Below are 23,321 nucleotides of genomic sequence, written 5' to 3' on the forward strand. Positions count from 1 at the left end.
GCTTCGAAAGGCCAGCCTCGCGGTTGGCCTTTTTTCATTCCTGATCGGGATCCCTGATGGCCAGCATTTCCTTTCCCCCCCTCCCGCCGGCGCCGGCGACGCCGCTGCAGGTCGGCGTCGTAGCCGCCGCCGCGCCGGCCGCGCTGCTGGCCAACAGCGGCAATGCGCCGGCGCTGCCGTTCTCCACGCCGCTGGCGGCCACTACCGGCGCCCCGCCCCAGGCCGCAGCGGACGGCGCCGCCGAAGGCGCGGCCATGCGTCCCGACCAGGTGCTGATGGCGCGCCATCTGGCCTATCCGCAACAGGACGCGTTAAGCCTCGCGCGCGCCTGGCGCACCCAGGTGCGCAACCACGGCAGCCAGCTCACCAGCCGCGCGCTGGCGGCCAGCGCCGGCCAGCTGTCGCCGGCCCAGCTGATGGCGGCCCAGCAGGGCCAGGTGGCGCGCCAGCCCGAACTGCTCGCACACCAGGATGCCTGGCGCTTCACCGTGCACGCCGGCGGCACTGCTGCCCAGCATCTGGAAGTCATGGCCGAGGAAGCCGACAAGCCGCCCGGCCGCCGGCGCCGCCCGCGCGCGGCGCTGCGCCTCGAACTGCAGCTGGCCGACGGCTCGGTGGTGGTGATCCAGGTCGAGCCACTTCCGCAAGGGGTGTCGATCGAGATCTGCGCGCCTGACGCGCGCGCGCTGACGCGCCTGCGCTGGCTGCAGCCGGAACTCGAAACGGTACTGGACAAGGCCGGGGTGAAGGTACTGCGCTGGCAATACCGCGACCGCCTGCCGGCCGGGGCCAGCCACGCCATGATCGCCAACGCCGAAGCGGCGGCGCAGGCGCTCACGCCGGCGGTGTTCAGGACGGTGGCCGAACTGGCGCTGCTGCTGCCGGCGCAATCGGCGCCGGAGCCGCGCGAAAGTTAACCCACGGTTCCGACGATCGACACATCACGGTTCTCTGGAATCTCGTTATACGACAGCACGTGCAGGCCCGGCGCGAACAGGCGCGCATAGCGCGCCAGCAGCGGGCGCACCTGCGGCAGCACCAGCAAGAGCGGCGGCGTGTGCTGCTGCTTCATCTGCTCGCGCGCCACCGGCATATTGATCTGCAGTTGAGACAGCAGTTGCGGATCGATCGGGTAATTATCCAGCACGACCTTGCCGCCGCCGGCCTGGCGCGCCTGGTTCAAGGAACCGAGCAGCATGTTCTCCAGTTCGGCCGACAGGTTAAACGCCGGCATGTCCTTCTTCTTGCCGAACAGGCTGGAGACGATCTGGCGCCGCAGCGCGCAGCGCACCTCGGCCGCCAGCAGGATCGGATCCTTGGTCGTCTCCGAGCTGTCGAGCAAGGTGGTGGCGATCACCACGATGTCCTTCAGCGACACGCCCTCGGCCAGCAGCACGCGGAACACGCGCAGCAGCTGCGTATGGGTCAGCGCCTTGTCCAGCGCCGCCGCCAGCTTGGGCGACAGTGCCGTCAGGCGTTCCAGGATCGCCGGCACGTCCTCGTGGCGGAACAGCTCGTGCAGGTATTCGCGCACCACCTTCGAGACGTGGGTCGCGATCGCGCTCGGCACCTCGACCACCTGATAGCCCAGGCCCAGCGCGTGCGCCTTCTGATCCGGCTCGATCCAGGTGATCGCCATGCCGTAGGCCGGCTCGATGCCGGGCACGCCATCGAGCTCGCCGTACACGTTCGGCGACGGGATCGCCAGCAGGTGGTCGGGCATCACCTCGGCCTCGGCCACTACCGTGCCGGACAGGCTGATCGCATACTGGGTGGGGCGCAGCGCCAGGTCGTCGCGCACCGCGATCGCCGGCAGCAGCATGCCCATCTGTTCCGACAGGCTCTGGCGCACGCCCTTGACGCGCTTGTTGAGCGGCTCGCCCTGGGCGCGGTCCAGCATGCCGACCAGCTTGTAGCCCACCGCCACCGTCACCGGCTGCACCACCGGCAAGGCCTGCCAGTCGAGGTCGGCCACGCGCTCTTCGCGCAGCGCGGCCTCGATCTTGGCCACCCCGGCGTTGTCGGGCGCCAGCACCCGCTGGCCGACCTTCCAGCCGGCGAAGGCCAGCACCGCCGCCGCCAGCGCGAAGAACAGCCACGGCATGCCGGGCACCACCGCCATCAGCAGCATCACGCCGGCCGCCGAATACAGCACGCCCGGCTGGGCCAGCACCTGATGGCCGACCTGCTGTTCGAGGTCGCCCGATTCGCCGATGCGGGTGACCAGGATCGCGGCCGCGGCCGACAGCATCAGCGCCGGGATCTGGGCCACCAGGCCGTCACCGATGGTCAAGAGCGCGTACACGCGGAAGGCGTCGCCCAGGGCCAGGTCGTACATCAAGGCGCCGATCGCGACGCCGCCCACCAGGTTGATGATCAGGATCAGGATCGAGGCGATCGCATCGCCGCGCACGAATTTCGAGGCGCCGTCCATCGCACCGTAGAAGTCGGCTTCGGCGGCGACGTCCTTGCGCCGCGTGGTGGCCTGCTCCTGGTTGATCAGGCCGGCGTTCAGGTCGGCGTCGATCGCCATCTGCTTGCCCGGCAGCGCATCGAGCGTGAAGCGCGCCGAGACTTCCGAGATCCGCTCCGCGCCCTTGGTCACGACGATGAAGTTGACGATCATCAGGATGATGAAGATCACCAGGCCGACCACGAAGTTGCCGCCGATGACGACGTTGCCGAAGGCTTCGATCACCTGGCCGGCGGCATGCGTGCCTTCGTGGCCATGCAGCAGCACCACGCGGGTGGAAGCGACGTTCAGCGCCAGGCGCATCAGGGTCGCGCCCAGGATCACGGTCGGGAACACCGAGAAGTCGAGCGGCCGCTTGGCCGTCACCGCGACCAGGATCACGATCAGCGACAGCACGATGTTGAAGGTGAACAGCACGTCCAGCAGCACTGGCGGCAGCGGCAGCATGATCATGCCCAGCAGCGCGATCAGGAACACCGGGGCCGCGAACTTGTGCCGTCGCAGCTCGCCGACGAAGGCGTTGATGGTATTCGTAAAGTTCATGCTCTTGCCTCGCTCAGGTGAGGTGGAACGTCCACCTCGTTGGGGAACCGCGGGGGCGCCTGGCGCCGGCCCGTACGGAACGCATTCAGTTGCAGGACGTAGTTCAGCACCTGCGACACCGCCTGGTACAGCTGTGCCGGGATCTGCTGCTGGACCTGGCTGGTGTTGTAGATGGCGCGCGCCAGCGGCGGCAGGGTGAGGGTCTCGACGTTGTTCTCGCGCGCCACCTGGCGGATGTAGAGCGCCATCTCGTCGACGCCCTTGGCCACCACGAACGGCGCCTCGGCGCGCGCGGTATCGTACTTCAGCGCCACCGCATAGTGTTCGGGGTTGACGATCACCACGTCGGCGGTCGGCACCGTGCTGCGCACGCTGCGCCGCGCCAGCTGCTGCTGCAGCTGGCGGATGCGCTGCTTGACCTCGGGCCGGCCCTCGTTGCTCTTGTGTTCATCCTTGATGTCCTGCTTGCTCATGCGCTGGTTGCGCATGAACAGGTAGTGCTGCACCGGCACGTCGATCACCGCGAACACCACGAACACCGCCACCAGCGCCATCAGGGCGTCGAAGGCCAGGCCGGCGCCGGTCGTCACGGCGTCGGCCAGCGGCATGCGCTGCAACTCGACGTAGGCCTTCATGCTGGCGCGCGAGACCATCCACAGCACCACGCCCAGCATCACGGCCTTGGCGAACGAAGTCAGGAAGCCGACCCAGTGCTTCTGGGTGAACAGGTTGCCCAGGTTGGTGATGGGGCTGAAGCGGCTGAACTTCGGCTGCAGGTTCTTGCCGCTGGCGATGAAGCCGCCCGGCACCGCGCCGGCGACGACGATCGCGAACGGCACCGCCAGCAGCGGCAATACCATCTGCGCCAGCAGCACCACGGCGGCGCCGAACACGGTCGACAGGGCGTTCTCCATGGCGCCCTCGGCGCCCAGCGGCGCGAACACCAGCCGGAACAGGTGGCGCATATCTTCCAGGTAGGTCGGCGCCATCAGCGAAAACAGCTTGAGGCTGATCAGGATGCCGACCGCGGTCGCCAGGTCGCGCGAACGCACCACCTGCCCTTCCTGGCGCGCCTTCTTGAGCTTCTGGGCTGAGGGCTTTTCGGTCTTGTCGCCGCTGCTGTTATCCGCCACGGGCCATCCTCATCTGCTCGTTGATCATCTCGAGCACCTGGTTGGTCATCGCGACGTAGTGCTCGGGGATGAAGCGCACCAGCTGCACCAGCATCAGCAGGCCAAAAATGGTCACCAGCGCAAAGCCCAGCGAGAACAGGTTCAGGCTGGGCGCGACCCGGTTCAGGAAACCGAAGCCCATCTGCACCACGATGGTGGAAAACACGATCGGCAGCGCCAGCAGCATCGCGGCGGCGAACACCCAGCTGACATTGAACGCCACCGCCTCGAGCAGCATCGGCTGGAAGCCCGAGCCGACCGGCCAGGCGTGGAAGCTCTGGCCCAGCACCGCCACCAGCACCAGGTGGCCGTCGATGGCGAAGAACACCAGCATCGCCACCAGCGACATCAGGCCCGAGATCACGTCCGAAACCTGGCCGTTGATCGGATCGTTCATCTGGGCCATCGAAAAGCCGATCTGGCTCGAGGCCAGGAAGCCGAGCATGGTCACCGCCGCCATCGCGAACTGGAGGGCCAGGCCCAGCACGCCGCCGATCACGGCCTGCTCGAACATCGCGACCACGCCGGCCAGCGAAAACGGGTCTAGCATGGCGCCGCCCGCGCGGCTGGTCAGGGGCAGCATCAGGAACGACAGCACCAGCGCCAGCAGCGCGCGCACCGGCATCGGGATCGCGCCGTCGCCCATCACCGGGGCGGTGACCATCATCGCCATGATGCGGCAGAACGGCCACCACAGGGCGCCGATCAGCGGCAGGAGGAAGCCGAACAGCTCGATGCCCATTCAACCCACCAGGGTCGCGGCGCGCTGGAACACCGACACGCAGTAATCCATCAGCTTGGAGGTCATCCAGTGGCCGGCCAGGATCACCGCCAGCAAGGTCACCAGGAGGCGCGGCAGGAAGCTCAGGGTCTGCTCGTTGATCTGGGTCGCGGCCTGGAACAGCGCCACCACCAGGCCCATGATCAGGCCCGGGATGACCAGCACCATCACCAGCAGCATCACGATCTGCAGTGCCTCGACCACCAGGTCGACGGCGATATCGGGACTCATGTCTCGTTTCTCCCGGATGCGCTAATAGCCGTGGATGCTGCCGACCAGGGTGCTGACGGTGAGCGTCCAGCCGTCGACCAGTACGAACAGCAGCAGCTTGAACGGCAGCGAGATCACCAGCGGCGACAGCATCATCATGCCCATCGCCATCAGCACCGAGGCCACCACCAGGTCGATGATCAGGAACGGGATGAACAGCATGGCCCCGATCTGGAACGCGGTCTTCAGCTCGGACAGCACGAAGGCCGCCAGCTTGACCGGGAAGCTGTGCGCCTGCGGCTGGGCGTGCAGCGGCTCGCCCGCCAGGCGCGCGACCTGTGCCAGCGAAGCCTTGCTGGTCTGGGCCAGCATGAAGCGCGAGATCGGCCCCTCGGCGATGCGCAGCGCCTGCTCGAGGCCGATACGGTCCTGGTCGTAGGGAAGGAAGGCTTCTTTCCAGACCTGCTCGCCGACCGGACGCATCACCAGGATGGTCAGGATCAGGGCGATGCCGGTGATGATCCGGGTCGGCAGGCCCTGCTGCAGGCCGAGGGCCTGGCGCAGCAGCGACAGCACGATGACGAAGCGGGTGAAGCAGGTCATCATCATGATCATCACGGGCAGCAGCCCGAGCAGGGTCATGATGACCAGGATCTGCGACTTGACGGTCATGCCGGAGCTGGTGGCGTCTGCACCGGGGATCACCCCGGCCAGCAGGTCCTGGTTCTGGGCCAGCGCCGGCACCGACAGCAGCAGGCCGCCCAACAGCAGCGCAGCCGTGGCCGCGCCGCGGGTGCTGCGCGTCATGGCGCGAGCATGTCCAGGTTCAGGCCGTCCAGGTCGATCACCTTCAGGCCGTACTGCTCGCCCGCGACCACCACCTCGGCGCGCCCGATCGGGGTGCCGTTGACCTTGATCACCAGCGGCTCGCCGGCCAGCGAATCGAGCGGCAGCACCGACGACGGCTGGATCTCCATCAGTTCCTGAAGCGAGACCCGGGCCGACCCGACCTCGAGGGTCAGGGTCACCGGGATGCGCCGCATCATCTGCGGCAGCTGGCGTGCGCCAGTGCGGCCGGCCGTGGAGGTCGCCTGCTCGGCGGCGTCCAGATCGTCGATGATCACGTCGCCAGCCAGTTGCTCGTTGAGGTTCATGTCCATTATTCGGCGTCTTCAAATGAGGTTAAACACAGCTTGCCCTTGTGCTCGGCCACCGCGGCCGTGAACAGGCGGGAATCGTCGAGCAGCACGTCGGCGCGGCCGACCGAGACCGGGATCACGTCGCCGACCTTCAGGCCAAACAGCGTGGCCAGGGTCACTTCCTTGCTCACCAGGCGGCCTTCCAGCTTCACCTGCAGGTGCGTGGCCAGCGGCTCGCGCGCCATGCGCACGGTCCCGCGCATGCCATTGCGCTCGGCCATCAGGCCCTGCAGGACGTGGGCCATCAGGCCGTGGTCGGGGCTGATCCACAACTGTCCTTCCGGCGCCGCCAGGCTGGGGTCGTCGGTATCGCGCCGTCCATACTGGGCGCGCAGCACGGCGCGGATCACCCAGCCGGCCTTGCCGGGGGCGCCCGCCGGCACGATCGAGGCCCCGGCCTTCGCCTGCTGTGGCGCGGCCGCTACAGCAGCACCGGCCGCCAGCAGTCCTTCGGCCACCTTCTGGTCCAGCAGCGCCGCCACTTGCTGGGCCAGGGTCGCGCCCAGCCGCTCCTCGGTCGCGGTCACGCGCTCGAGGCCTGGGTCACGCTGCGGCGCAGCGTTCGGGCCCTGGGTGCGGCGCGCATAGCGGCCCTCGAGCAGGCCCAGCAACAGACCGCGCTCGAACGCGACCGCGGCCAGGCCGTAAGGACCGTTCACGCCCAGCCAGCGCAGGCTGCGGTCGTCGGGAGCGCGCTCGAATGCGAGGCTCTCGAGGCGGAACGCGCCCCAGTAGCGGCGGCCTCCGGGCGAGGCCATCGCCGCTCCCAGCGCCTCGGCCAGGCGCGCCGCGAAGGACGGCAGCAGGTGTACCGGACGTCCCAGCAGGCAGGGGTCGAGCACCTGGAAATCGCGCGCACGATCTGGTTGATTAATCGACATGTTTGTTGACTGAAAATTACGTTTCGATGACAGCTTTTCATTCCCCACGGCAACAATTATACAGGGAACTTACCCGCTGAGACTTTGACATTCTTCTTTGATTTCCAACTTGCCGTACGGTAATATCGTGCTGTCGCACCGCAACAACTGACCCGCCTCCCTCTGGGGACAACGGCAAAAACAGTAGCTTGACGGAAGTCAGACGGCAAAAACAAACGTTCGTTCGTTGATCGGCTTTCAAGGTTTTCTTACTAAGAGCCGTTGTAAAAAGACGAAAAACGGTAACTTTTTGTCGCTCTCAAACAACAACGTTTTAAATGGGAACCACGATGGCAACTGAACTTGCCGGCCTGATCCGGGCCGACCTGGCGCAACTGACCAACGACGCGAACCGCCTGGCGATCGCTCCCGCCGCCAATTCGTTCGCAGAACTGGGCGCCCATGGGGCCCAGGCCGACGCAGGTTTCTCGTTCACCCAGGTCATGAAGCAGGCCCTGGACAACGTCAACGCCCAGGACCAGGCCGCCGGCGCCCGCGTGGCCGCGGTCGAATCCGGCAAAAGCGACGACCTGGTCGGCGCCATGCTGGCGAGCCAGCAGGCCAGCCTGTCGTTCTCGATGCTGATGCAGGTTCGCAACAAGGTCATGACGGCGGTCGACGAACTGATCAAGCTCCCGGTCTGAACCATTCGAAAAGCGACATCCCGTGATCTCCTCCCTCAAGTCCGCCGTCGGCGGCAAGCTGGCCCTGCCCTCGCTGCCACCGGCGCTACGCAACAACCTGCCGCTGATGCTCGGCCTGGCCGTGGCGCTCACCGCCGCCATCATGATGTACCTGTGGCAGGACCAGTCCAGCTACAAGCCGGTGTTCGGCGCGCGCGAAAAAGTCGTCGCCGCCGACATGATGACGGTGCTCGAAGCCGAGCAGATTCCCTATCGCGTCCACCCCGACAGCGGCCAGGTGATGGTGCCGGCGTCCGCGCTGGGCAAGGTGCGCATGCTGCTGGCCGCCAAGGGTGTGACCGCCCAGCTGCCGGCCGGCCTGGAACTGATGGACCGCTCCGACCCGCTGGGCGTGTCGCAATTCGTGCAGGACGTGCGCTTCCGGCGCGGCCTGGAAGGCGAGCTGGCGCAAAGCATCCTGACCATGGACGCCATCGCTTCGGCGCGGGTTCACCTGGCCATCGCCAAGACCAGCTCCTTCGTCACCGCCAATACCGACGGCAACTCGGCCTCGGTGATGGTCACCGTCAAGCCGGGCCGCGCGCTGTCGAACGAACAGGTGGCCGCCGTCGTCAACCTGGTCTCGGGCAGCGTGGCCGGCCTCAAGCCGCAGCGCGTGTCGCTGGTGGACCAGGCCGGCAACCTGCTGTCGGCGCGGGTCGACCTGGCCGACGGCTTCGAAGGCGCGACCCAGGGCGACGCCGCCTCCAAGCGCTATACCGACGAGGTGCGCGCCAACGTCAACGACCTGCTGGCGCCGATCCTCGGCGTCGACAACTACAAGCTGAGCGTCACCGCCGCGGTCGACAACGACCGCATCGAGGAAACCCAGGAAAAATACGGCGAAGCGCCGAAGGTCACCAGCGAAGCGATGCGCGAAGAGATGGAGAAGAACCGCATGGCGCTGGGCGTGCCGGGCACGCTGTCGAACCGTCCTCCGGTGCCGGCCACCCCGGATGCCGAAGGCGACGCGCCGCAAGAGAACAACGACGACGGCAGCGCCCGCAAGAACGCCACCACCCGCCAGTATGCCTATGACCGCGCGATCACCCAGATCAAGCGCGAGCGCGGCCGCCTGAAGAAGCTGTCGGTGGCGGTGGTGCTGAACAATGCCAGCGCCGCCAACGGCCAGGCCTGGACCCCGGCCGAGCTGGCCAATATCGAGAAAATCCTGGCCGGCGGCCTGGGCATCGACGCCGCGCGCGGCGACGTGCTGGCCGTGTCGAGCCTGAAATTCCCGGCCGCGCCGGTGGCCCAGGAATGGTGGCAGGAACGCGACAACGTGGTCGACATGACCACCTACGCCCTGTGGGCGCTGGGCGCCCTGCTGGCCTACTTCCTGCTGGCCCGCCCGCTGCTGCGCGCCGTCACCACCCGCCTGGCGCCGCAACAGCCGCCGCTCGTGCCGGCCGCTCCGGCCCTGCCGGGCAGCGGCGCCGCGGCTGCCGCCGACGCCGCAGACGCGACCCCGGCCGGCGTGGCAGCCCTCGGCGCGCCGGACGGCGCGGCCACCGCCGCCCGCCCCGGCGCCGTGGTGCCGCTGCTGGAAAACTACGACCTGCCGCCGAGCGGTTCGGCGGTCGACGTGATGGTCGATCATTTGAAAGTCCTGGCCGGCAAGGAGCCCGAGCGCGTTGCCGAAGTCGTCAAACAATGGGTACAGAAAAAACATGGCCGACCAGAATAATTTCGAGGACGACGACGGCGTCGCCCTGACCTCGGTCGAACAGGCCGCGATCGTGCTGCTGTCGATCGGCGAGGAGCAGGCGGCCGCCGTGCTGCGCTGCCTCGAGCGCGACGAATTGATGGAGCTGACCCAGGTGATGTCGCGCATGAGCGGCATCAAGGTCGACGCCGTCAAATCGGCGCTCCAGTCCTTCTTCGACGACTACCGCCAGCAAAGCGGCCTGCACGGCGCCTCGCGCAGCTACCTCAAGCGCTCGCTCGACCTGGCGCTGGGCAGCGACATCGCCAACAGCGTGCTCAACACGATCTATGGCGACGCGATCCGCCCGATGATGGCGCGCCTGCAGTATGCCTCGCCGCGCTGGCTGGCCGAATTCGTCTCGAGCGAGCACGTGCAGATGCAGGCCGTGTTCCTGGCCTTCCTGCCGCCGGCGCTGGCGTCTCAAATTTTGGAGGCGCTGCCGCTGGAGGGTCGAGAGTTAGTATTGCTGAACATGGCGCGCCTGGACGAGATCGACCGCGACGTGCTGCACGAACTCGAAGAACTGGTCAACCGCTGCCTGGCCGCGCTCGACACGCAGAGCGCCAGCGTCGAGGGCGTGCGCCAGGTCGCCGACATCCTCAACCGCCTGCAGGACAACCGCGCCGGCATGGTCGAGCTGCTGCGCGCCCACGATCCCGAGGTGGTGACGCAGATCGAGATGTCGATGTACGACTTCTTCATCCTGTCGCGCCAGACCGAACAGGTCATCACCCGCCTGCTCGACGACGTGCCGCTGGAACAGTGGGCGATCGCGCTCAAGGGCGCCGAAGCGCCGCTGCGCGACGCCATCCTGGCCGCCATGCCGCGCCGCCAGGCCCAGAGCTTCGAAGACCTGATGCGCCGTTCGGGCCCGGTCCCGATGTCGCGCATCGAACAGACCCGCCGCGAGATCATGGCCACCGTCAAGGAACTGGCCGACGCCGGCGAAATCGACATCCAGCTGTTTGCCGAGGCGACCGCCGAATGAAGCCGTTCAGGTCCTTTCACTTCCCGCCGCTGCACCAGGTCAGCAAGGCGCGTCCGGCCGGTTCGGACGGCGTCGGCTCGACCGAGGAATGGCAGAGCGCGCTGGCCGACGGCTACCGCCAGGGACAGCGCGAAGGCTATGAGGCCGGCCTCGACCAGGGCCGCGCCGAAGGCTACCCGCGCGGCGAGGCCGAGGGCCGCGAGCGCGGAATGGAAGAAGGCCGCGCCAGCGCGCTGGCCCGTTTCGACGAGCTGGCGCGCCCGGTCGACGCCATCCTGGAAAGCCTGGGACAGCTGAAGGCCGACCTGCGCGCGGCCCAGCGCAACGAGGTGGTCGAACTGGTCGGCAAGATCGCGCGCCAGGTGATCCGCGCCGAGCTGGCGCTGCAGCCAGTCCAGCTGCTGGCCCTGGTCGAAGAAGCGCTGGCGGTGATGCCGCCGTCGCGCGACGACGTCGAAGTGTTCATGAATCCCGAAGAACTGCGCCGGGTGCAGGAACTCGATCCCAAGCGCGCCCGCGCCTGGACCCTGCTGCCCGACCCTGCCCTGGAGCCGGGCGAATGCCGCGTGCGCTCCGGCGACAATGAAGTCGACGCCGGCTGCCAGGGCCGCCTGAAGGCGGTGATGGAGCAGGTCCACGACCAGCTCATGACGGAAGAGCCGACGCCATGATGGCCCTGGCCGATTCCTTGCGCGCGGTCGACATCGGCGCAGTGCCGGTGGCGACGCCGACCGGGCGCCTGGTCGGCGCCCAGGGGCTGCTGCTGGAATCTGTCGGCTGCCGCCTGCACACGGGCCAGCGCTGCCGCATCGAGAAAGTCGACGGCGAGTGGCTCGACGCGCAAGTGGTGGGCTTTCGCGAAAAAGTGTCCTACCTCATGCCGTTCAAGAAGGCGACCGGCCTGGCCACCGGCGCGCGCGTGCTGCCCACGCCGGACAAGAGCGACCTGATGATCGGGCCTTCGTGGCTGGGCCGCATGGTCAACGGCCTGGGCGAGCCGATCGACGGCCTGGGCCGCCTCGGCGGCGACCAGCCATTGTCGACCACCCCGCCGCGCGTCAATCCCCTGCGCAAGGCGCCGGTCGAGGAACCGCTCGACGTCGGCGTGCGCGCCATCAACGCCATGCTCACCATCGGCAAGGGCCAGCGCGTCGGCCTGATGGCCGGTTCCGGGGTCGGCAAGTCGGTGCTGCTGGGCCTGATCACGCGCCAGACCGTGGCCGACGTGATCGTGGTCGGCCTGATCGGCGAACGTAACCGCGAAGTGCGCGAATTCGTCGAGCGCTCGCTCGGCCCCGACGGCCTGAAACGCGCCGTGCTGGTGGTGGCGCCGGCCGACGAAAGCCCCCTGATGCGGGTGATGGCGACCGAGATGTGCCATTCGATCGCGGCCCATTTCCGCGACCGCGGCCAGAACGTGCTGCTGCTGTGCGATTCGCTGACCCGCTACGCGATGGCGCTGCGCGAAGTGGCGCTGTCGCTGGGCGAGCCGCCGGCCACGCGCGGCTATCCGCCGTCGGTGTTCTCGAACATGCCGCAGCTGGTCGAATCGGCCGGGAATGGAGAACAGGCGCGAGGCAGCATGAGCGCCATCTATACGGTGCTGGCCGAGGGCGACGACCAGCAGGACCCGGTGGTCGACTCGGCGCGCGCGATCCTCGACGGCCACATCGTGCTCACGCGCGAGCTGGCCGAGCGCGGCCACTATCCGGCGATCGACGTCGCCCAGTCGATCTCGCGCTGCATGGCGCAGGTGGTGCCGCAGGAACACGCGCTGGCCGCGCGCAAGCTGAAGGCCGCGATGGCGCGCCATGCGCGCGTGCGCGACCTGATCCCGCTCGGCGCCTATGTGCCGGGCGCCGATCCCGAAACCGACCGCGCGGTGCAGCTACAGCCGCAGATCGAAGCCTTCCTGTGCCAGGGCACCCGCGAGGAAGCCCCGATGGATGGCTGTGTCGATGCCCTGAAAGCGATGACGGAATGAAGCGAGAACACACGATCCGCAGCATCGGCACCCTGGTGCAACTGCGTTCGACCCAGGTCGACCGCCTGCAGGCCGACCTGGCCAGCCAGGAAGCGACCCGGCTGCGCTACCAGAACAACCTGGAGCGGCTTACCGCGCTGGCCGAAGGCAGCGGCGCCTCCGGCAATGCGCGCGGCGCCAGCGGCGCCGCACCGCTGCTGTCGCCGGCGCTGGCCCTGAACTGCGGCGCCTACAAGCAGGACGTGCTGGCACTGGCCGACAGCCACCGCACCGACCTGTCGCTGCACGAAGCGAATATGGCGGTGGCCCAGGGCCGCCTGAAGGATGCCTGGGTGCGGCGCGAGCTGCTGGGCAAGGTGCTGGTGCGCGAGCAGGATGCGCATGCGGCGGACAAGGAACGCGCCACCAGAAAGCGCGAGGACGATATCGCCACCCAAGCATGGATGGCCGGAAAAACGGGCGGCCAGGCCGCGGCATGAACGAATATATAGCGCATACACAGGAGTAATCCATGGCAACCGCAATCACGGCACCAACCTTCGATCCAGTCCCGACCGCCAACGACCTGGCGGACAAGTATATCGCATCGCGCCAGCAGATCCTGAACACCCAGACCAAGGCCGCTGCCGCCACCGAGAAGGGCTTGACCGAGCTGAACTCGGCGCTGTCCGCGTTCCAGGCCAGCCTGGCCGCGCTCACCGGCCTGAACAAGACGATGTATTCGCAGTCGGCCGTCTTCAGCGACACCACGCTCGGCAGCGCCACCGCGACCAGCACCGCGGCCGGCGGCACCTATGCCTTCTTCGTCAAGCAGCTGGCGGTCGCCAGCCAGGTGTCGTACACCGGCCTGACCGACAACGCCGGCGTGGGCGGCAAGCTGACCGTCAACATGGGCGGTTCGACCGCCTTCGAGGTCAATATGGCGGCCGCCGACGCCGACGGTAACGGCACCCTGAGCACGCGCGAGCTGGCCGCCGCGATCAATGCCGCCTCCGGCAATGACGGCAAGATCACCGCCTCGGTCATCAACACCGGCGGCACCGCCGAGCTGGTGCTGACCTCGAAGGAGACCGGCGCCAATACCGCGATCACGCTCGACACCAGCCTGGTGACCGGCGGCTCGAGCCTGGCCGCCGCCAACGCCGATCCGGCGCGGCGCCGCGTGCTGGCCCTGGCCCAGGATGCCGAGATCCGCGTCGGCTCCGAGAACGGCACCGCGATCGTCCAGGCCAGCAATACCTTCACCGCCATCGACGGCGTCAAGATGACCTTCACCAAGGTCCAGGCCAGCGGCGACAACCCGTTCACGCTGACCGTGGGCCAGGACGACAAGGCCACGACCGCCAATGTGCAGGCCTTCGTCGACGCCTTCAACAAGCTCAGGACGGTGCTCAGCGGACTGACCAAGCCCGGCGATACGGCCAACGGCGTGGCCGGCGGCGCCTTCTCCCACGACGGCGGCGTGCGCGCGCTGAACGACCGTCTGACCGCCCTGCTGCGTCCGGGCACCGGTGAGTCGCTGGCCACCTACGGCATCATCGCCACCCGCAGCGGTACGCTGGAACTGGACGAGGACCGCCTGCTGGCCCAACTGGCGCGCAACCCCCAGGGCCTGGACGCAGTCATGGGTACGACGGCAGCGGCGTCCCCGAGCGGCATCGCGGGCGGCCTCGACCAGTACCTGAAAACCTGGAGCAACAGCGTCGACGGCCAGATCAAGCAGCGGCGCGAACAGACAAGCACGCTGCAGACCCGACTGGCCGACCGCCAGGCCAAGCTCGATGAGCAGCACAAGGCCGCCTACGACCGCTATCTGCAGCAATACACGCAGTTGCAGACCATGCAGGCGCAGATGAACCACAACGTCAGCCTGTTCGACGCCCTGTTCGGCAACGACAAAGATTAAGAAAGCCCCATCATCATGTCCTATCAGGAAGCCTACGGCAGCTACCACGCCGTCAACCTGGACGCGCAGACCTCGCGCGCCTCGCCGGTCGAGCTGGTGCTGCTGCTCACCGACGGCCTGCTCGACGAGCTGGCGCGCGCGCGCGCCCACATCGTCGCGCGCCGCTACGAAGCCAAGGGCAAGAGCATCGACAAGTGCGTCGAGATCATCAACGGCCTGTCGAGCTCGCTCGACTTCGAGAGCGGCGGCGAGACCGTCGCCAACCTGGCGAACATCTACGAGTTCTGCGCCATCCGCCTGCACGGAGCCAGCATCAAGCTCGACCCGGTGATGATCGACGAAGTGGTGCAGATCCTGACCACCATCCGCCAGGGCTGGAAAGGCGTGCAGGAACGCAATGGATAGGACGCCTACCATCGAGCGCCTGGCCGCGCGCCTGCGCGACGCCAGCGCGCGCGCCGACTGGGACCTGCTCGAGCTCGCCGTGCGCGAGCTCGGCCCCCAGCTTGAGGTGCTGGCCGCGCGCGGCGGCTGGAGCGCGCGCGAACGCGCGGCCCTGGCCGGCCTGCGCGCCGCCCACGATGGGGCAGCCCAGGCGAGCGCCGAGGCCGCCGCCGTCCTGCAGGAACTGATGGACGATTTGCACGACAACCAGGAAGGCCGCATGGCCTATGCCCTCGCGGGCGAACTCGAACCGGGCAGCATCACACAATGAATTTCTCCATGAATAGCGCGATGAATGCCATGAATGCCGCCGGCAATACCGCCGCCAGGGCCACCGTCAACGGCGCCCCGCTCGATGCGGCCCCGGCGCCCGTGGACACGGCAACGGCGGTGCCGGGGGCGGCCCTGCCGCAGCCGGCCGCCCAGGCGCTGCCGTTCCAGCACTGGATCGCGGTCGACGGCGCCCTGCCGGCGCTGGACGCGACCGCGCCAGGCGACGCCGCCGCGGCAGATGCCACGCCCGACGACAGCGCGTCCGAGCAGGCCGACGACGTCCTCGTCGCGGAGCAGGCCGTGGCGATCGACGCCGCGCTGGCCGCGATGACGCCGCAAGTCGCGCCGGCCGCGCTGCCGGCCATGATGATGGCGATGCCGGGCGCCAAGCCGGCCGCCAACGACGGCGCCGCAACGGTCACGGCGGGCCCCGCTGCGGCCGTGGCCGCCGTCACCGACGCGCTCGCAGCGTCCGAGGCCCAGCCTGCGCTCGCGACCCGCGCCGCGCTGGAAGCCCCGGTCGTGCCGCTGGCGGCGACCACGCCGGCCGCGCCACGCACCGACGCCGCCGCCCAGGCCTTGCCGGCGGCACCGGCAGCGGCCCCGACCGCATCGAACGCGCCGGCCGCCGCGCTGGCCGCCGACACAGCGCGCGACGGCGCCGACAGCACCCCGACCACCGCCGCCGCCGGCGTGACCGCCCCGAGCCAGCCGGCCACCGCGCGCGGCGCCGGCAGCGTGGTCCTGGCCGGTCCGCCGACCGCCTGGCGCCAGACCCTGCAGGAAGCGCTGGGCGAGCGCCTCCAGGTCCAGCTCGGCCGCGGCGCCGAACAAGCGACGATCCGCCTCGAGCCGCCGATGCTGGGCCGGATCGACATCTCGGTGCGCCACAGCGGCGGCAACCTCGAGGTGCACATCGCCGCCACCAATACCGAAGTGCTGCGCCAGCTGAACACCGTCAGCGACAACCTGCGGAGCGACCTGGCCGGACGCCAGTACAGCAACGTCTCGGTCAATGTGAGCGAGACCCCGCGCGCCCAGGCCACCGCCCAGGCCGGCAACCAGCCGTCCGGCCAGCCGGGCGCCGACGCCCAGGGCCGCGGCCGCCAGGAAGAGCAGCAACAGCGCCAGCGCACGCCCGGCCTGGCCCTGAACGATGCCGGCGACGCCGGTTCCCTGTTTTCGATGAATGACCGCGACTAGACCATGAAAGCAAAACTGATCATCGCATTCGCCGGCGTCGCAGTAGCGGCGGCAGCCGCCGCCGGCGGCGCCATGTGGTACATGAATCCGGCCCCCGCCGCCGGCGCCGTCGCCGCCAAGCCGGCCCCGGAGAAAAAGCTGACCAAGTACGTCACCCTGGACAAGGTGATCGTCATGCTGCGCCGCGCGCCGAACGAGCAGGCCGCGCACTACCTGTCGGTCGACCTGGTGCTGGCCACCACCCCGGCCGAGGAAAAGGAAACCAAGGAGCAGCTGCCGCTGCTGCGCAGCATCGCCGTGTCGGCGCTGTCGGCGCGCACCCTGGCCGAAGCCTCGAGCATGTCGGTCGACCAGTACGCGTCCGAGCTGAACAAGGTATTCAACGCCAACTATGAAAAGGAAAACCACGTGAAGCCGTTTTCCGAAGTCATGGTCGGCAAGCTGATCATCGAGTGACGCGTCCCCTGGTGACCAAGTGGCCTATATGAGCGACTACCTCGACGTTGCCGCCGCCGCCGACTACGGCGATGCGGCGACCAGCGCCGGCATGAGCGCGCAGGAGGAAGGGCGCCACCTGCTGGCCTACGCGCCGCTGGTCAAGCGCATCGCGCGCCAGCTCGGCAGCCAGGTCTCGGGGGCGCTCGGGCGCGAGGACATGGAACAGATCGGCCTGATGGGCCTGCTCGAAGCGCTGCGCCGCTACGGCCAGCCCGATACCGGCTTCTCGAGCTATGCGGCGCTGCGCGTGCGCGGCGCCATCCTCGACGAGCTGCGGCGCCAGGACTGGCGTCCGCGCGCGGTGCGCCAGGAAAGCCATCGCCAGCGCGATGCCCTGCGCGCGCTGACCCGCAGCCTGGGGCGCGAGCCGAACGAGAAGGAAGCGGCCGGAGCCCTGGGCCTGTCCGCGGAAGAGTATCAACAGTATCTGCTCGACGACAGCGCCGAGGAAATGCTGAGCTTCGATGAAGTATTGCAGGAAGCGGTCGCCGAAGCCCATCACACTCCCGGCCCGGAAGAACAGTTCATGGTGCGGCGCAGCCTGGAACAGGTGCTGACCACCCTCAACGAAAAGGAGCAGCGCGTGATCCAGATGATCTACGAGTTCGAACTGAGCTACAAGGAAATCGCCGCCGTGCTCGACCTGTCCGATGCCCGCGTCTGCCAGCTCAACAAGAGTGCGCTGGCCAAGATGAAGGCCGCGCTCCAGCGCGACTGAACCGAACAACAGAAAACGCCAGAAAGGCTTACGTCATGCAGCAACTACTCGGTATCGCCATCGTGCTCGGCGCCGTCTTCGGCGGTTTCACGATCATGGGAGGCACCTTCTCCGCGATCTTCCATCCGGTCGAGATCCTGATCATCGGCGGCGCCGCCTTCGGCGCCCTGGTGCTGGGCAACCCCAGGCACGTGCTGTCCGAGATGGGCCACCAGCTCAAGAAGGTCGCGGCGCGCAAGAAGCACGACTCCGAATTCCAGCGCCAGCTGCTGCTCCTGATGTACGAACTGCTGCAGACCGCCGCCGGCGGCCTGAAGGCCCTGGACGCCCACGTCGAGGCGCCCGCCGAAAGCCCGCTGTTCCAGCGCTATCCGCTGATCCTGGAAGAGCCGAAGCTGCTGGCCTTCATCGTCGACAATTTCCGCCTGATGGCCATGGGCAAGATCAACGCCCACGAGCTGGAAGGCGTGCTGGAGCAGGAACTGGAAGCGATCCACGAAGAGCTGACCCAGCCCTCCAAATCGCTGCAAAAAATCGCCGAGGCGATGCCGGGCTTCGGCATCCTGGCCGCGGTGCTGGGCATCGTGATGGCCATGTTCTCGGTCTCGGGCGGCGCCGATTCGGGCGAGATCGCCGAGAAGGTCGGCGCGGCCATGGTCGGCACCTTCATCGGCATCTTCTTCTGCTACGGCGTGCTCGAGCCGCTGGCCAACCTGATGAAGCAGACCGTCAATTCGGACGCCTCGACCATGGAGACCGTGAAGGTGGTGCTGTGCACCCACGTCGCCGGCAAGCCGGCCCTGCTGGCGATCGACGCCGGCCGGCGCCTGATCCAGCTGAACACCAAGCCCAGCTTCGCCCAGCTCGAACAGTGGATCAACGCCATGGGCGGCGAAGACGAATCGCAGAACAAGCGGCGCCGCGGCAGCGACCGCATGACGGGGTAACACGTGTCGAAACCGAACGACAAGCACGAATCGACCATCGTCAAGCGCGGCGGCGGCAAGCACCAGCATGACGAGCACGGCGGGGCCTGGAAAGTCGCGTTCGCCGACTTCTGCCTGGCCCTGATGGCGCTGTTCCTGGTGCTGTGGCTGATCGCCGCGCGCGAGCAGCAGAACCTGAAGGCGATCGTGCGCGACGCAACCGACTCCGGCATGCTCGAGGGCCAGGGCCAGAAGCCGGCCATCGCCACCGAGCCGAGCGGCAGCCTGATCGAGCGCTTCGAAGTCCCGCGCACCGGCAATGCCGGCACCAGCAACCCGGGCAGCCCGAGCGCCCCGCGCACCGCCTACGAGACCCCGGCCGACCTGGCCGCCCTGTCGAAGGCCCTGACCGAGCTGTCGGAGAGCGCCGGCCTGGCCTCGAACCTCTCCACCGTGGTCACGCCCTACGGCCTGCGCGTGATGCTGCACGACACCGACAAGCAGGGCATGTTCATGCGCGGCAGCGCGCTGCCCACCGGCCGCTTTGCGCGCCTGCTGCAGAAGATGGGGCCGCTGTTCGCCCAGATGCGCAACCAGATGCTGATCATCGGCCATACCGATTCGAGCCGCTACGCCGGCTCCGACAAGGGCGGCTATTCGAACTGGGCGCTGTCGACCGACCGCGCGCTGGCCGCGCGCGCCCAGCTGCTCACCGGCGGCATGCAGAGCACTACCGTGCTGCAGGTGGTCGGCATGGCCGACCGCGGCCCGCTGCACCCGGAAGCCCCGCTCGACGGCATGAACCGCCGCATCGAACTCCTGATCCTGACCAGCGCCCAGTCGCGCGCGGTGGCGAACATGTTCGGCGCACCCGGCAGCCACGGCACGGCGCTGGGCAGCGGCGCCTCGGTCACCATGCCGGGCGCCGCGGACCTGGAACAACTGCGCGGCCAACTGCCGACTTCGCCATGACGATCCAACCGAAATCCCGAGGTAACCGCATGAAAATCACCGGCTCGTCCGTATCCACCGTCACCATCGGCGCCCAGACCGTCTCGGTGCCGGTGCAGGCCGAGGCGCCGGCCGCGCCGGCCGCCGCCCTGCAATCCGAAGTGCTGAAGCCGGCCGCCGAAGCGATGCGCGCGATGCCCGATTTCGACGCCGCCCGCGTGGCCGAGCTGCGCGATGCGCTGGCGCGCGGCGAGCTGCCCTTCGATCCGGGCCGCCTGGCCGGCCTGATCCAGAAATTCCACGGAGGGCGCTGAGCATGGCCACCCTCACCCGCCAGCAGGCCAACACGCTGCTGCTCGAAGACGTCCGGAAGGACCTGGCCGAAGCGGCCACCATCCACACGCTGCTGGAACAGCAGTTCGAGGCCGCCGTGCGCCACCGCAGCGCCGAGCTGACCGCGCTGGCCGAGCGCCTGGCGCCGCTGCTCGAGGCGATGGAAGCGCGCCGCCAGCAGCGCGTGCAGCTGGTGCGCGCCCTGCTCGGCCCGGACGCCTCGATGGCGCAGTACGGCGCCAGCCTGGCCGCCGGCGCCCGTGCGACCTTCGACGCCGCCTGGGCGGAGCTGGAAACCATCGTGGTCGCCTGCAAGGAAGCGACCACGCGCAACGGCCGCCTGCTGGCCGAGCAGTATTCCGTGATGCAGCGCGTGCTGCACGGCGAGGACGAGATCTATGCGCCACGCTGATATGTCGATCGCGTCGACGGCGCCGACCGCGGCCACCAGCGCTACCCGTCCCACCGCAGGTCTCGGCGGCGGCGGCGACGCCAGCTTCGGCCGGCTGTTCAGCGAGCTGCAGGGCGAAGTGACCGCCTACATCCAGCATGGCGATGCCGGCGCCGACAGTGGCGCGGCCAGCAGCCTCTCCGCGGAAGGCGCCCTGCTGCGCCTGCGCGCCAGCGGCCTGATCATGGGTGAAGAAGACCGGGTGGACGCGGCCACGGCCAGCGGCGGCGCGGCCGCCAGCACGCCCGAGCAGCAGGCTTTCCTGGACAGCATCGCGCCATGGGCGCGCCAGGCCGCCGAGCGCCTGGGCGTGGCGCCGGAACTGGTGCAGGCCCACGCCGCGCTGGAATCGGGCTGGGGTCAGCGCCCGCTGCGCACCGCCGACGGCGCCAGCAGCCACAACCTGTTCGGGATCAAGGCCGGCGCCGGCTGGAATGGCGCAACCGGCGACTCGAGCACCACGGAATATGTAAACGGCGCCGCGCTCAAGACGCGCGAACGCTTCCGCGCCTATCCGGACGCGGCCAGCGCCTTCCAGGACTACACCCGGGTATTGATGGACAACCCGCGCTACCGCGGCGCCCTGAATACCGGCAGCGATGCCCAGGCCTTCGCCCAGGGCCTGGCACGCGGCGGTTATGCGACCGACCCCGGCTACGCCGCCAAGCTGGCCCGCATCGCGGGCGGCCTGCAGGGATCGAAGGAGTGAAGTCTTATTCGCCCAGCGGCATGTCGATCGGCTGCACGGCGCCGGCGCCCAGCACCCGCATGCGCACCACCTGGCCGCTGGCGCTGTTCTTGACCCGCACCACGGCGCCGCGCGCGCCGGCATCGAGCGCCTCGCCCGCCATGCTGACCTCGATGCCGTCCTGGCGCGCCGTCATGACCACCGTCTCGCCGCGTTTCACCACGATCGGCGCCACCAGCTGGCTGGCGCGCAGGACCTCGCCCGCGCGCAGGCTGCGCCGGCTGGACTGGCCGACGGCTTCGTCGAGCATGCCGATCGGATCGCGCACCTGGGTAATGTCGCGCCGCTCGAGCGTGACGTCCGCCTCGCTCAGCTCGCGGTTGGCCGCCACCGGCGCCGCCGTCACCGCCACCAGCGCCGAGATGCGGGCCCGCACCACGAAGTCGTGGCGCCAGCCATTGCCGTCGGGGCAACGCGCCACGAAGCGCATGCGCGCCGGCTGGCGCGTGTCGATCGCTTCGACCGTGACCGGCCCCTTGCAGGCCGGCGGCGGACGGCTGCTCGACACCGTCAGGTCGAACTGGGGATCGCCCAGCCCGATGGCGTCGGCGCCCTTCTCGAGCTGTTCGCGCGCCGCTTGTTCTATCTCTACGGAAAGAGTTTGTGCCGCCTCTGCTGTGGTGCACAACAGACAGGTTACAATACTAAGAGTTGCCTTACGGAAAGCAATCATTGGAAAATACGGGTCAGGCGGAAAGGCCCATTCTAACCAAACTCACAGCAGTCCACTGGAGAATCGCCATGTCGATTAATTTCAAGGAAGCTCTCGGCGTCAGCGCCGATGCGCTCCAGTTGCGCGCCGAACGCACCCGCGTGCTGGCAGCGAACATCGCCAACGAGAGCACGCCTGGCTATACGGCACGCGACCTCGATTTCGCCGCCGTGATGCAGGCCCGGATGGATGCCGACGACGGCGCGCCGACGCTGTCGGAAGATGGCCCCTTGTTCCGCGTCCCCTACCATCCGAGCGCCGACGGCAATACCGTCGAGATCGGCATCGAGCAGGCCGCCTTTTCGCAGAACGCCTCCGATTTCCAGACCAGCCTGACCTTCATCAATATGAAGCTGCGCGGCCTCAACAAAGCCATCACCGGCCAATAAGGAGCGCTGAATGAGTTTCAAAGACATTTCCCTGATCGCCGGCTCGGCCATGGCGGCCCAGACCGTGCGCCTGAACACGATCGCCAGTAACCTGGCCAACGCCAATGCCGCGGCCACCACCGAAGCCGAGGCCTACCGCGCGCGCAAGCCGGTGTTCGCCGCCATGCTCGACGGCGAAGGCGTGGCCAAGGTCAAGGTGCTGGACGTGGTGCAGTCGAGCGAGCCGCTGCGCCGCATGCACGAGCCGGACAATCCGCTGGCCGACGCCGACGGCATGGTGTACTACGCCAACGTCAATGAAGTGGCCGAGATGGCCGACATGATGGCCGCCTCGCGTGCCTTCGAAACGAATGTCGAGGTCATGGGCCGCATCAAGTCGATGCAGCAGTCCCTGATCCGGATGGGAGAAAGCTGATCATGGTTACCACCACCAATAATTTCGGTTTCAGCAGCAATTACAGCAACACCAGCAACAGCCCGGCCGGCGTGCCGATGAGCGAGAACAAGGACATGTTCACCAAGCTGCTGGTGGCGCAGATCCGCAACCAGGATCCGCTGGCACCGTCCGATCCGGCCACCTTCGTCAACCAGCTATCGCAGCTGTCGCAGACCGAGGCGCTGGAAAACATGACCCAGACCACCGCCGCCAGCGCCGCCATGCTGCAGAGCCTGCAAGTGCTGGCGATGGGTGGCCAGGTCGGCAGCCAGGTCTCGGTCGAGACCTCGCGCGTCGAGCTGGGCGACGGTTCGATCACCGGCAGCGTGCGCCTGGAAGGCGCCAGCACCCTCACCCATGTGATCCTGACCGACGTGGCCGGCAAGCAGACCAGGATCGAACTGCCGCCGCACGGCATCGGCGGCCAGGAATTCACGATCGACCCGGCCAAGCTTGGCCTGCCGGCCGGCAAGTACAGCATCGCCGCCGAATCGTCGGACGGCACCAAGCCGGCGATCGAGATCAACGGCCGCCTGAACAGCGTGCGCCTCGATTCGACCGGCGGCATCCTGATGCAGGTGGCCGGCGTCGGCGAAGTCGAGCCGGGCTGGATCACGGGTTTCAATGGCAAAAACACTTCCGCCGACCTGGCGTTCACCAACTAAAGGATTC

Annotated in this window: 29 protein-coding genes; 21 read left to right on the top strand and 8 right to left on the bottom strand. The window is 68.2% G+C overall.

The genetic code is table 11. From position 1 onward, the window contains the following. The first annotated feature begins 56 nt into the window (after positions 1 to 56). Positions 57 to 917, top strand: coding sequence for a hypothetical protein (locus tag J3U95_RS16875; protein ID WP_208279839.1), 861 nt, complete (start codon positions 57 to 59; stop codon positions 915 to 917). On the opposite strand, the gene J3U95_RS16880 is transcribed toward J3U95_RS16875, so the two are convergent. The 7 genes from J3U95_RS16880 to J3U95_RS16910 are packed head-to-tail and all read right to left on the bottom strand — an operon-like array spanning position 914 to position 7,259. After that, on the bottom strand, positions 914 to 3,016 hold the full coding sequence (locus J3U95_RS16880; protein WP_229519888.1) for a flagellar biosynthesis protein FlhA: 2,103 nt from the start codon (positions 3,014 to 3,016) through the stop codon (positions 914 to 916). The genes J3U95_RS16875 and J3U95_RS16880 overlap by 4 nt on opposite strands. Beyond that, complete coding sequence (gene flhB, locus J3U95_RS16885; RefSeq protein WP_208279840.1) at positions 3,013 to 4,149, bottom strand: flagellar type III secretion system protein FlhB; 1,137 nt, start codon at positions 4,147 to 4,149, stop codon at positions 3,013 to 3,015. The genes J3U95_RS16880 and flhB overlap by 4 nt, the downstream gene beginning before the upstream one ends. Beyond that, a complete protein-coding gene (gene fliR / locus J3U95_RS16890; protein ID WP_208279841.1) occupies positions 4,139 to 4,930 on the bottom strand; it encodes a flagellar biosynthetic protein FliR in 792 nt (263 codons plus the stop codon). The genes flhB and fliR overlap by 11 nt, the downstream gene beginning before the upstream one ends. Next, positions 4,931 to 5,200: a flagellar biosynthesis protein FliQ gene (gene fliQ / locus J3U95_RS16895; protein WP_109344744.1), complete on the bottom strand. Its 270-nt coding sequence runs from the start codon at positions 5,198 to 5,200 to the stop codon at positions 4,931 to 4,933. It abuts the gene before it with no gap. Between the two features lie 21 nt (positions 5,201 to 5,221). Continuing rightward, a complete protein-coding gene (fliP, locus tag J3U95_RS16900; RefSeq protein WP_208279842.1) occupies positions 5,222 to 5,986 on the bottom strand; it encodes a flagellar type III secretion system pore protein FliP in 765 nt (254 codons plus the stop codon). Continuing rightward, a complete protein-coding gene (locus tag J3U95_RS16905; protein ID WP_123069102.1) occupies positions 5,983 to 6,333 on the bottom strand; it encodes a FliM/FliN family flagellar motor switch protein in 351 nt (116 codons plus the stop codon). The genes fliP and J3U95_RS16905 overlap by 4 nt, the downstream gene beginning before the upstream one ends. Positions 6,334 to 6,338: 5 nt before the next feature. After that, positions 6,339 to 7,259: a FliM/FliN family flagellar motor switch protein gene (locus J3U95_RS16910; RefSeq protein WP_208279843.1), complete on the bottom strand. Its 921-nt coding sequence runs from the start codon at positions 7,257 to 7,259 to the stop codon at positions 6,339 to 6,341. Positions 7,260 to 7,588: 329 nt separating this feature from the next. Here J3U95_RS16910 and fliE point away from each other — a divergent pair, with 329 nt between their 5' ends. From fliE to J3U95_RS16995, 17 genes are read left to right on the top strand one after another with little or no spacing between them, the layout of a single operon-like run. Next, on the top strand, positions 7,589 to 7,942 hold the full coding sequence (fliE, locus tag J3U95_RS16915) for a flagellar hook-basal body complex protein FliE (RefSeq protein ID WP_208279844.1): 354 nt from the start codon (positions 7,589 to 7,591) through the stop codon (positions 7,940 to 7,942). Between the two features lie 22 nt (positions 7,943 to 7,964). Next, complete coding sequence (fliF, locus tag J3U95_RS16920; protein WP_208279845.1) at positions 7,965 to 9,668, top strand: flagellar basal-body MS-ring/collar protein FliF; 1,704 nt, start codon at positions 7,965 to 7,967, stop codon at positions 9,666 to 9,668. Then, on the top strand, positions 9,652 to 10,677 hold the full coding sequence (locus tag J3U95_RS16925) for a FliG C-terminal domain-containing protein (protein ID WP_208279846.1): 1,026 nt from the start codon (positions 9,652 to 9,654) through the stop codon (positions 10,675 to 10,677). Before fliF ends, J3U95_RS16925 begins: the two co-directional genes overlap by 17 nt. Further along, positions 10,674 to 11,348 (top strand): flagellar assembly protein FliH, encoded by a 675-nt coding sequence (gene fliH, locus J3U95_RS16930; RefSeq protein ID WP_208279847.1) that lies wholly within the window; start codon positions 10,674 to 10,676, stop codon positions 11,346 to 11,348. The genes J3U95_RS16925 and fliH overlap by 4 nt, the downstream gene beginning before the upstream one ends. Further along, a complete protein-coding gene (fliI, locus tag J3U95_RS16935; protein ID WP_208279848.1) occupies positions 11,345 to 12,661 on the top strand; it encodes a flagellar protein export ATPase FliI in 1,317 nt (438 codons plus the stop codon). Before fliH ends, fliI begins: the two co-directional genes overlap by 4 nt. Next, positions 12,658 to 13,140 (top strand): flagellar FliJ family protein, encoded by a 483-nt coding sequence (locus J3U95_RS16940; RefSeq protein ID WP_208279849.1) that lies wholly within the window; start codon positions 12,658 to 12,660, stop codon positions 13,138 to 13,140. The genes fliI and J3U95_RS16940 overlap by 4 nt, the downstream gene beginning before the upstream one ends. 32 nt (positions 13,141 to 13,172) lie before the next feature. Further along, positions 13,173 to 14,567, top strand: coding sequence for a flagellar filament capping protein FliD (gene fliD / locus J3U95_RS16945; protein WP_208279850.1), 1,395 nt, complete (start codon positions 13,173 to 13,175; stop codon positions 14,565 to 14,567). A gap of 15 nt (positions 14,568 to 14,582) precedes the next feature. Then, a complete protein-coding gene (fliS, locus tag J3U95_RS16950) occupies positions 14,583 to 14,972 on the top strand; it encodes a flagellar export chaperone FliS (RefSeq protein ID WP_109344753.1) in 390 nt (129 codons plus the stop codon). Continuing rightward, positions 14,965 to 15,282 (top strand): hypothetical protein, encoded by a 318-nt coding sequence (locus J3U95_RS16955; protein ID WP_208279851.1) that lies wholly within the window; start codon positions 14,965 to 14,967, stop codon positions 15,280 to 15,282. The genes fliS and J3U95_RS16955 overlap by 8 nt, the downstream gene beginning before the upstream one ends. An 8-nt stretch (positions 15,283 to 15,290) precedes the next feature. Continuing rightward, positions 15,291 to 16,487: a flagellar hook-length control protein FliK gene (locus tag J3U95_RS16960; RefSeq protein ID WP_208279852.1), complete on the top strand. Its 1,197-nt coding sequence runs from the start codon at positions 15,291 to 15,293 to the stop codon at positions 16,485 to 16,487. Between the two features lie 3 nt (positions 16,488 to 16,490). Next, a complete protein-coding gene (locus tag J3U95_RS16965) occupies positions 16,491 to 16,943 on the top strand; it encodes a flagellar basal body-associated FliL family protein (RefSeq protein WP_208279853.1) in 453 nt (150 codons plus the stop codon). Between the two features lie 28 nt (positions 16,944 to 16,971). Continuing rightward, positions 16,972 to 17,703, top strand: coding sequence for a FliA/WhiG family RNA polymerase sigma factor (locus tag J3U95_RS16970; protein WP_208279854.1), 732 nt, complete (start codon positions 16,972 to 16,974; stop codon positions 17,701 to 17,703). Between the two features lie 35 nt (positions 17,704 to 17,738). After that, positions 17,739 to 18,650, top strand: coding sequence for a flagellar motor stator protein MotA (gene motA / locus J3U95_RS16975; RefSeq protein ID WP_208279855.1), 912 nt, complete (start codon positions 17,739 to 17,741; stop codon positions 18,648 to 18,650). Positions 18,651 to 18,653: 3 nt separating this feature from the next. Next, positions 18,654 to 19,601 (top strand): flagellar motor protein MotB, encoded by a 948-nt coding sequence (locus J3U95_RS28755; RefSeq protein WP_208279856.1) that lies wholly within the window; start codon positions 18,654 to 18,656, stop codon positions 19,599 to 19,601. Between the two features lie 29 nt (positions 19,602 to 19,630). After that, positions 19,631 to 19,894 carry a flagellar biosynthesis anti-sigma factor FlgM gene (flgM, locus tag J3U95_RS16985; RefSeq protein WP_109344760.1) on the top strand — a complete coding sequence of 88 codons (264 nt, stop codon included), beginning with the start codon at positions 19,631 to 19,633 and terminating at the stop codon, positions 19,892 to 19,894. Positions 19,895 to 19,896: 2 nt separating this feature from the next. After that, the gene (flgN, locus tag J3U95_RS16990) at positions 19,897 to 20,325 is read left to right on the top strand and encodes a flagellar export chaperone FlgN (RefSeq protein ID WP_208279857.1); all 429 of its coding nucleotides are present in this window, start codon (positions 19,897 to 19,899) and stop codon (positions 20,323 to 20,325) included. Then, entirely contained in the window at positions 20,312 to 21,073 is a 762-nt protein-coding gene (locus tag J3U95_RS16995) for a glycoside hydrolase family 73 protein (RefSeq protein ID WP_208279858.1), read from the top strand. The genes flgN and J3U95_RS16995 overlap by 14 nt, the downstream gene beginning before the upstream one ends. Before the next feature lie 4 nt (positions 21,074 to 21,077). Here the strand turns inward: J3U95_RS16995 and flgA are convergent, their stop codons facing one another. Beyond that, on the bottom strand, positions 21,078 to 21,740 hold the full coding sequence (gene flgA, locus J3U95_RS17000) for a flagellar basal body P-ring formation chaperone FlgA (RefSeq protein WP_229519889.1): 663 nt from the start codon (positions 21,738 to 21,740) through the stop codon (positions 21,078 to 21,080). Positions 21,741 to 21,853: 113 nt separating this feature from the next. On the opposite strand from flgA, the gene flgB reads away from it, so the two are divergent. From flgB to J3U95_RS17015, 3 genes are read left to right on the top strand one after another with little or no spacing between them, the layout of a single operon-like run. Continuing rightward, complete coding sequence (gene flgB, locus J3U95_RS17005; protein ID WP_109344764.1) at positions 21,854 to 22,213, top strand: flagellar basal body rod protein FlgB; 360 nt, start codon at positions 21,854 to 21,856, stop codon at positions 22,211 to 22,213. Between the two features lie 10 nt (positions 22,214 to 22,223). Continuing rightward, positions 22,224 to 22,628 carry a flagellar basal body rod protein FlgC gene (flgC, locus tag J3U95_RS17010; protein WP_109344765.1) on the top strand — a complete coding sequence of 135 codons (405 nt, stop codon included), beginning with the start codon at positions 22,224 to 22,226 and terminating at the stop codon, positions 22,626 to 22,628. Positions 22,629 to 22,630: 2 nt separating this feature from the next. Further along, the gene (locus tag J3U95_RS17015) at positions 22,631 to 23,314 is read left to right on the top strand and encodes a flagellar hook capping FlgD N-terminal domain-containing protein (protein WP_208279860.1); all 684 of its coding nucleotides are present in this window, start codon (positions 22,631 to 22,633) and stop codon (positions 23,312 to 23,314) included. Positions 23,315 to 23,321 lie beyond the last annotated feature (7 nt).

Origin of the sequence: Massilia oculi (genome assembly GCF_017582745.1) — a bacterium.
In the GTDB taxonomy this organism is placed as follows: domain Bacteria; phylum Pseudomonadota; class Gammaproteobacteria; order Burkholderiales; family Burkholderiaceae_D; genus Telluria; species Telluria oculi_A.

Excerpts from the sequence above, each read along its gene's own strand:
- J3U95_RS16875 (WP_208279839.1), top strand. The coding sequence starts at position 57 with ATGGCCAGCATTTCCTTTCCCCCCCTCCCGCCGGCGCCGGCGACGCCG.
- J3U95_RS16880 (WP_229519888.1), bottom strand. The coding sequence starts at position 3,016 with ATGAACTTTACGAATACCATCAACGCCTTCGTCGGCGAGCTGCGACGG.
- fliR (WP_208279841.1), bottom strand. The coding sequence starts at position 4,930 with ATGGGCATCGAGCTGTTCGGCTTCCTCCTGCCGCTGATCGGCGCCCTG.
- fliQ (WP_109344744.1), bottom strand. The coding sequence starts at position 5,200 with ATGAGTCCCGATATCGCCGTCGACCTGGTGGTCGAGGCACTGCAGATC.
- fliP (WP_208279842.1), bottom strand. The coding sequence starts at position 5,986 with ATGACGCGCAGCACCCGCGGCGCGGCCACGGCTGCGCTGCTGTTGGGC.
- J3U95_RS16905 (WP_123069102.1), bottom strand. The coding sequence starts at position 6,333 with ATGAACCTCAACGAGCAACTGGCTGGCGACGTGATCATCGACGATCTG.
- J3U95_RS16910 (WP_208279843.1), bottom strand. The coding sequence starts at position 7,259 with ATGTCGATTAATCAACCAGATCGTGCGCGCGATTTCCAGGTGCTCGAC.
- fliE (WP_208279844.1), top strand. The coding sequence starts at position 7,589 with ATGGCAACTGAACTTGCCGGCCTGATCCGGGCCGACCTGGCGCAACTG.
- J3U95_RS16925 (WP_208279846.1), top strand. The coding sequence starts at position 9,652 with ATGGCCGACCAGAATAATTTCGAGGACGACGACGGCGTCGCCCTGACC.
- fliH (WP_208279847.1), top strand. The coding sequence starts at position 10,674 with ATGAAGCCGTTCAGGTCCTTTCACTTCCCGCCGCTGCACCAGGTCAGC.
- fliI (WP_208279848.1), top strand. The coding sequence starts at position 11,345 with ATGATGGCCCTGGCCGATTCCTTGCGCGCGGTCGACATCGGCGCAGTG.
- J3U95_RS16940 (WP_208279849.1), top strand. The coding sequence starts at position 12,658 with ATGAAGCGAGAACACACGATCCGCAGCATCGGCACCCTGGTGCAACTG.
- fliD (WP_208279850.1), top strand. The coding sequence starts at position 13,173 with ATGGCAACCGCAATCACGGCACCAACCTTCGATCCAGTCCCGACCGCC.
- fliS (WP_109344753.1), top strand. The coding sequence starts at position 14,583 with ATGTCCTATCAGGAAGCCTACGGCAGCTACCACGCCGTCAACCTGGAC.
- J3U95_RS16955 (WP_208279851.1), top strand. The coding sequence starts at position 14,965 with ATGGATAGGACGCCTACCATCGAGCGCCTGGCCGCGCGCCTGCGCGAC.
- J3U95_RS16960 (WP_208279852.1), top strand. The coding sequence starts at position 15,291 with ATGAATAGCGCGATGAATGCCATGAATGCCGCCGGCAATACCGCCGCC.
- J3U95_RS16965 (WP_208279853.1), top strand. The coding sequence starts at position 16,491 with ATGAAAGCAAAACTGATCATCGCATTCGCCGGCGTCGCAGTAGCGGCG.
- J3U95_RS16970 (WP_208279854.1), top strand. The coding sequence starts at position 16,972 with ATGAGCGACTACCTCGACGTTGCCGCCGCCGCCGACTACGGCGATGCG.
- motA (WP_208279855.1), top strand. The coding sequence starts at position 17,739 with ATGCAGCAACTACTCGGTATCGCCATCGTGCTCGGCGCCGTCTTCGGC.
- flgM (WP_109344760.1), top strand. The coding sequence starts at position 19,631 with ATGAAAATCACCGGCTCGTCCGTATCCACCGTCACCATCGGCGCCCAG.
- flgN (WP_208279857.1), top strand. The coding sequence starts at position 19,897 with ATGGCCACCCTCACCCGCCAGCAGGCCAACACGCTGCTGCTCGAAGAC.
- J3U95_RS16995 (WP_208279858.1), top strand. The coding sequence starts at position 20,312 with ATGCGCCACGCTGATATGTCGATCGCGTCGACGGCGCCGACCGCGGCC.
- flgB (WP_109344764.1), top strand. The coding sequence starts at position 21,854 with ATGTCGATTAATTTCAAGGAAGCTCTCGGCGTCAGCGCCGATGCGCTC.
- flgC (WP_109344765.1), top strand. The coding sequence starts at position 22,224 with ATGAGTTTCAAAGACATTTCCCTGATCGCCGGCTCGGCCATGGCGGCC.
- J3U95_RS17015 (WP_208279860.1), top strand. The coding sequence starts at position 22,631 with ATGGTTACCACCACCAATAATTTCGGTTTCAGCAGCAATTACAGCAAC.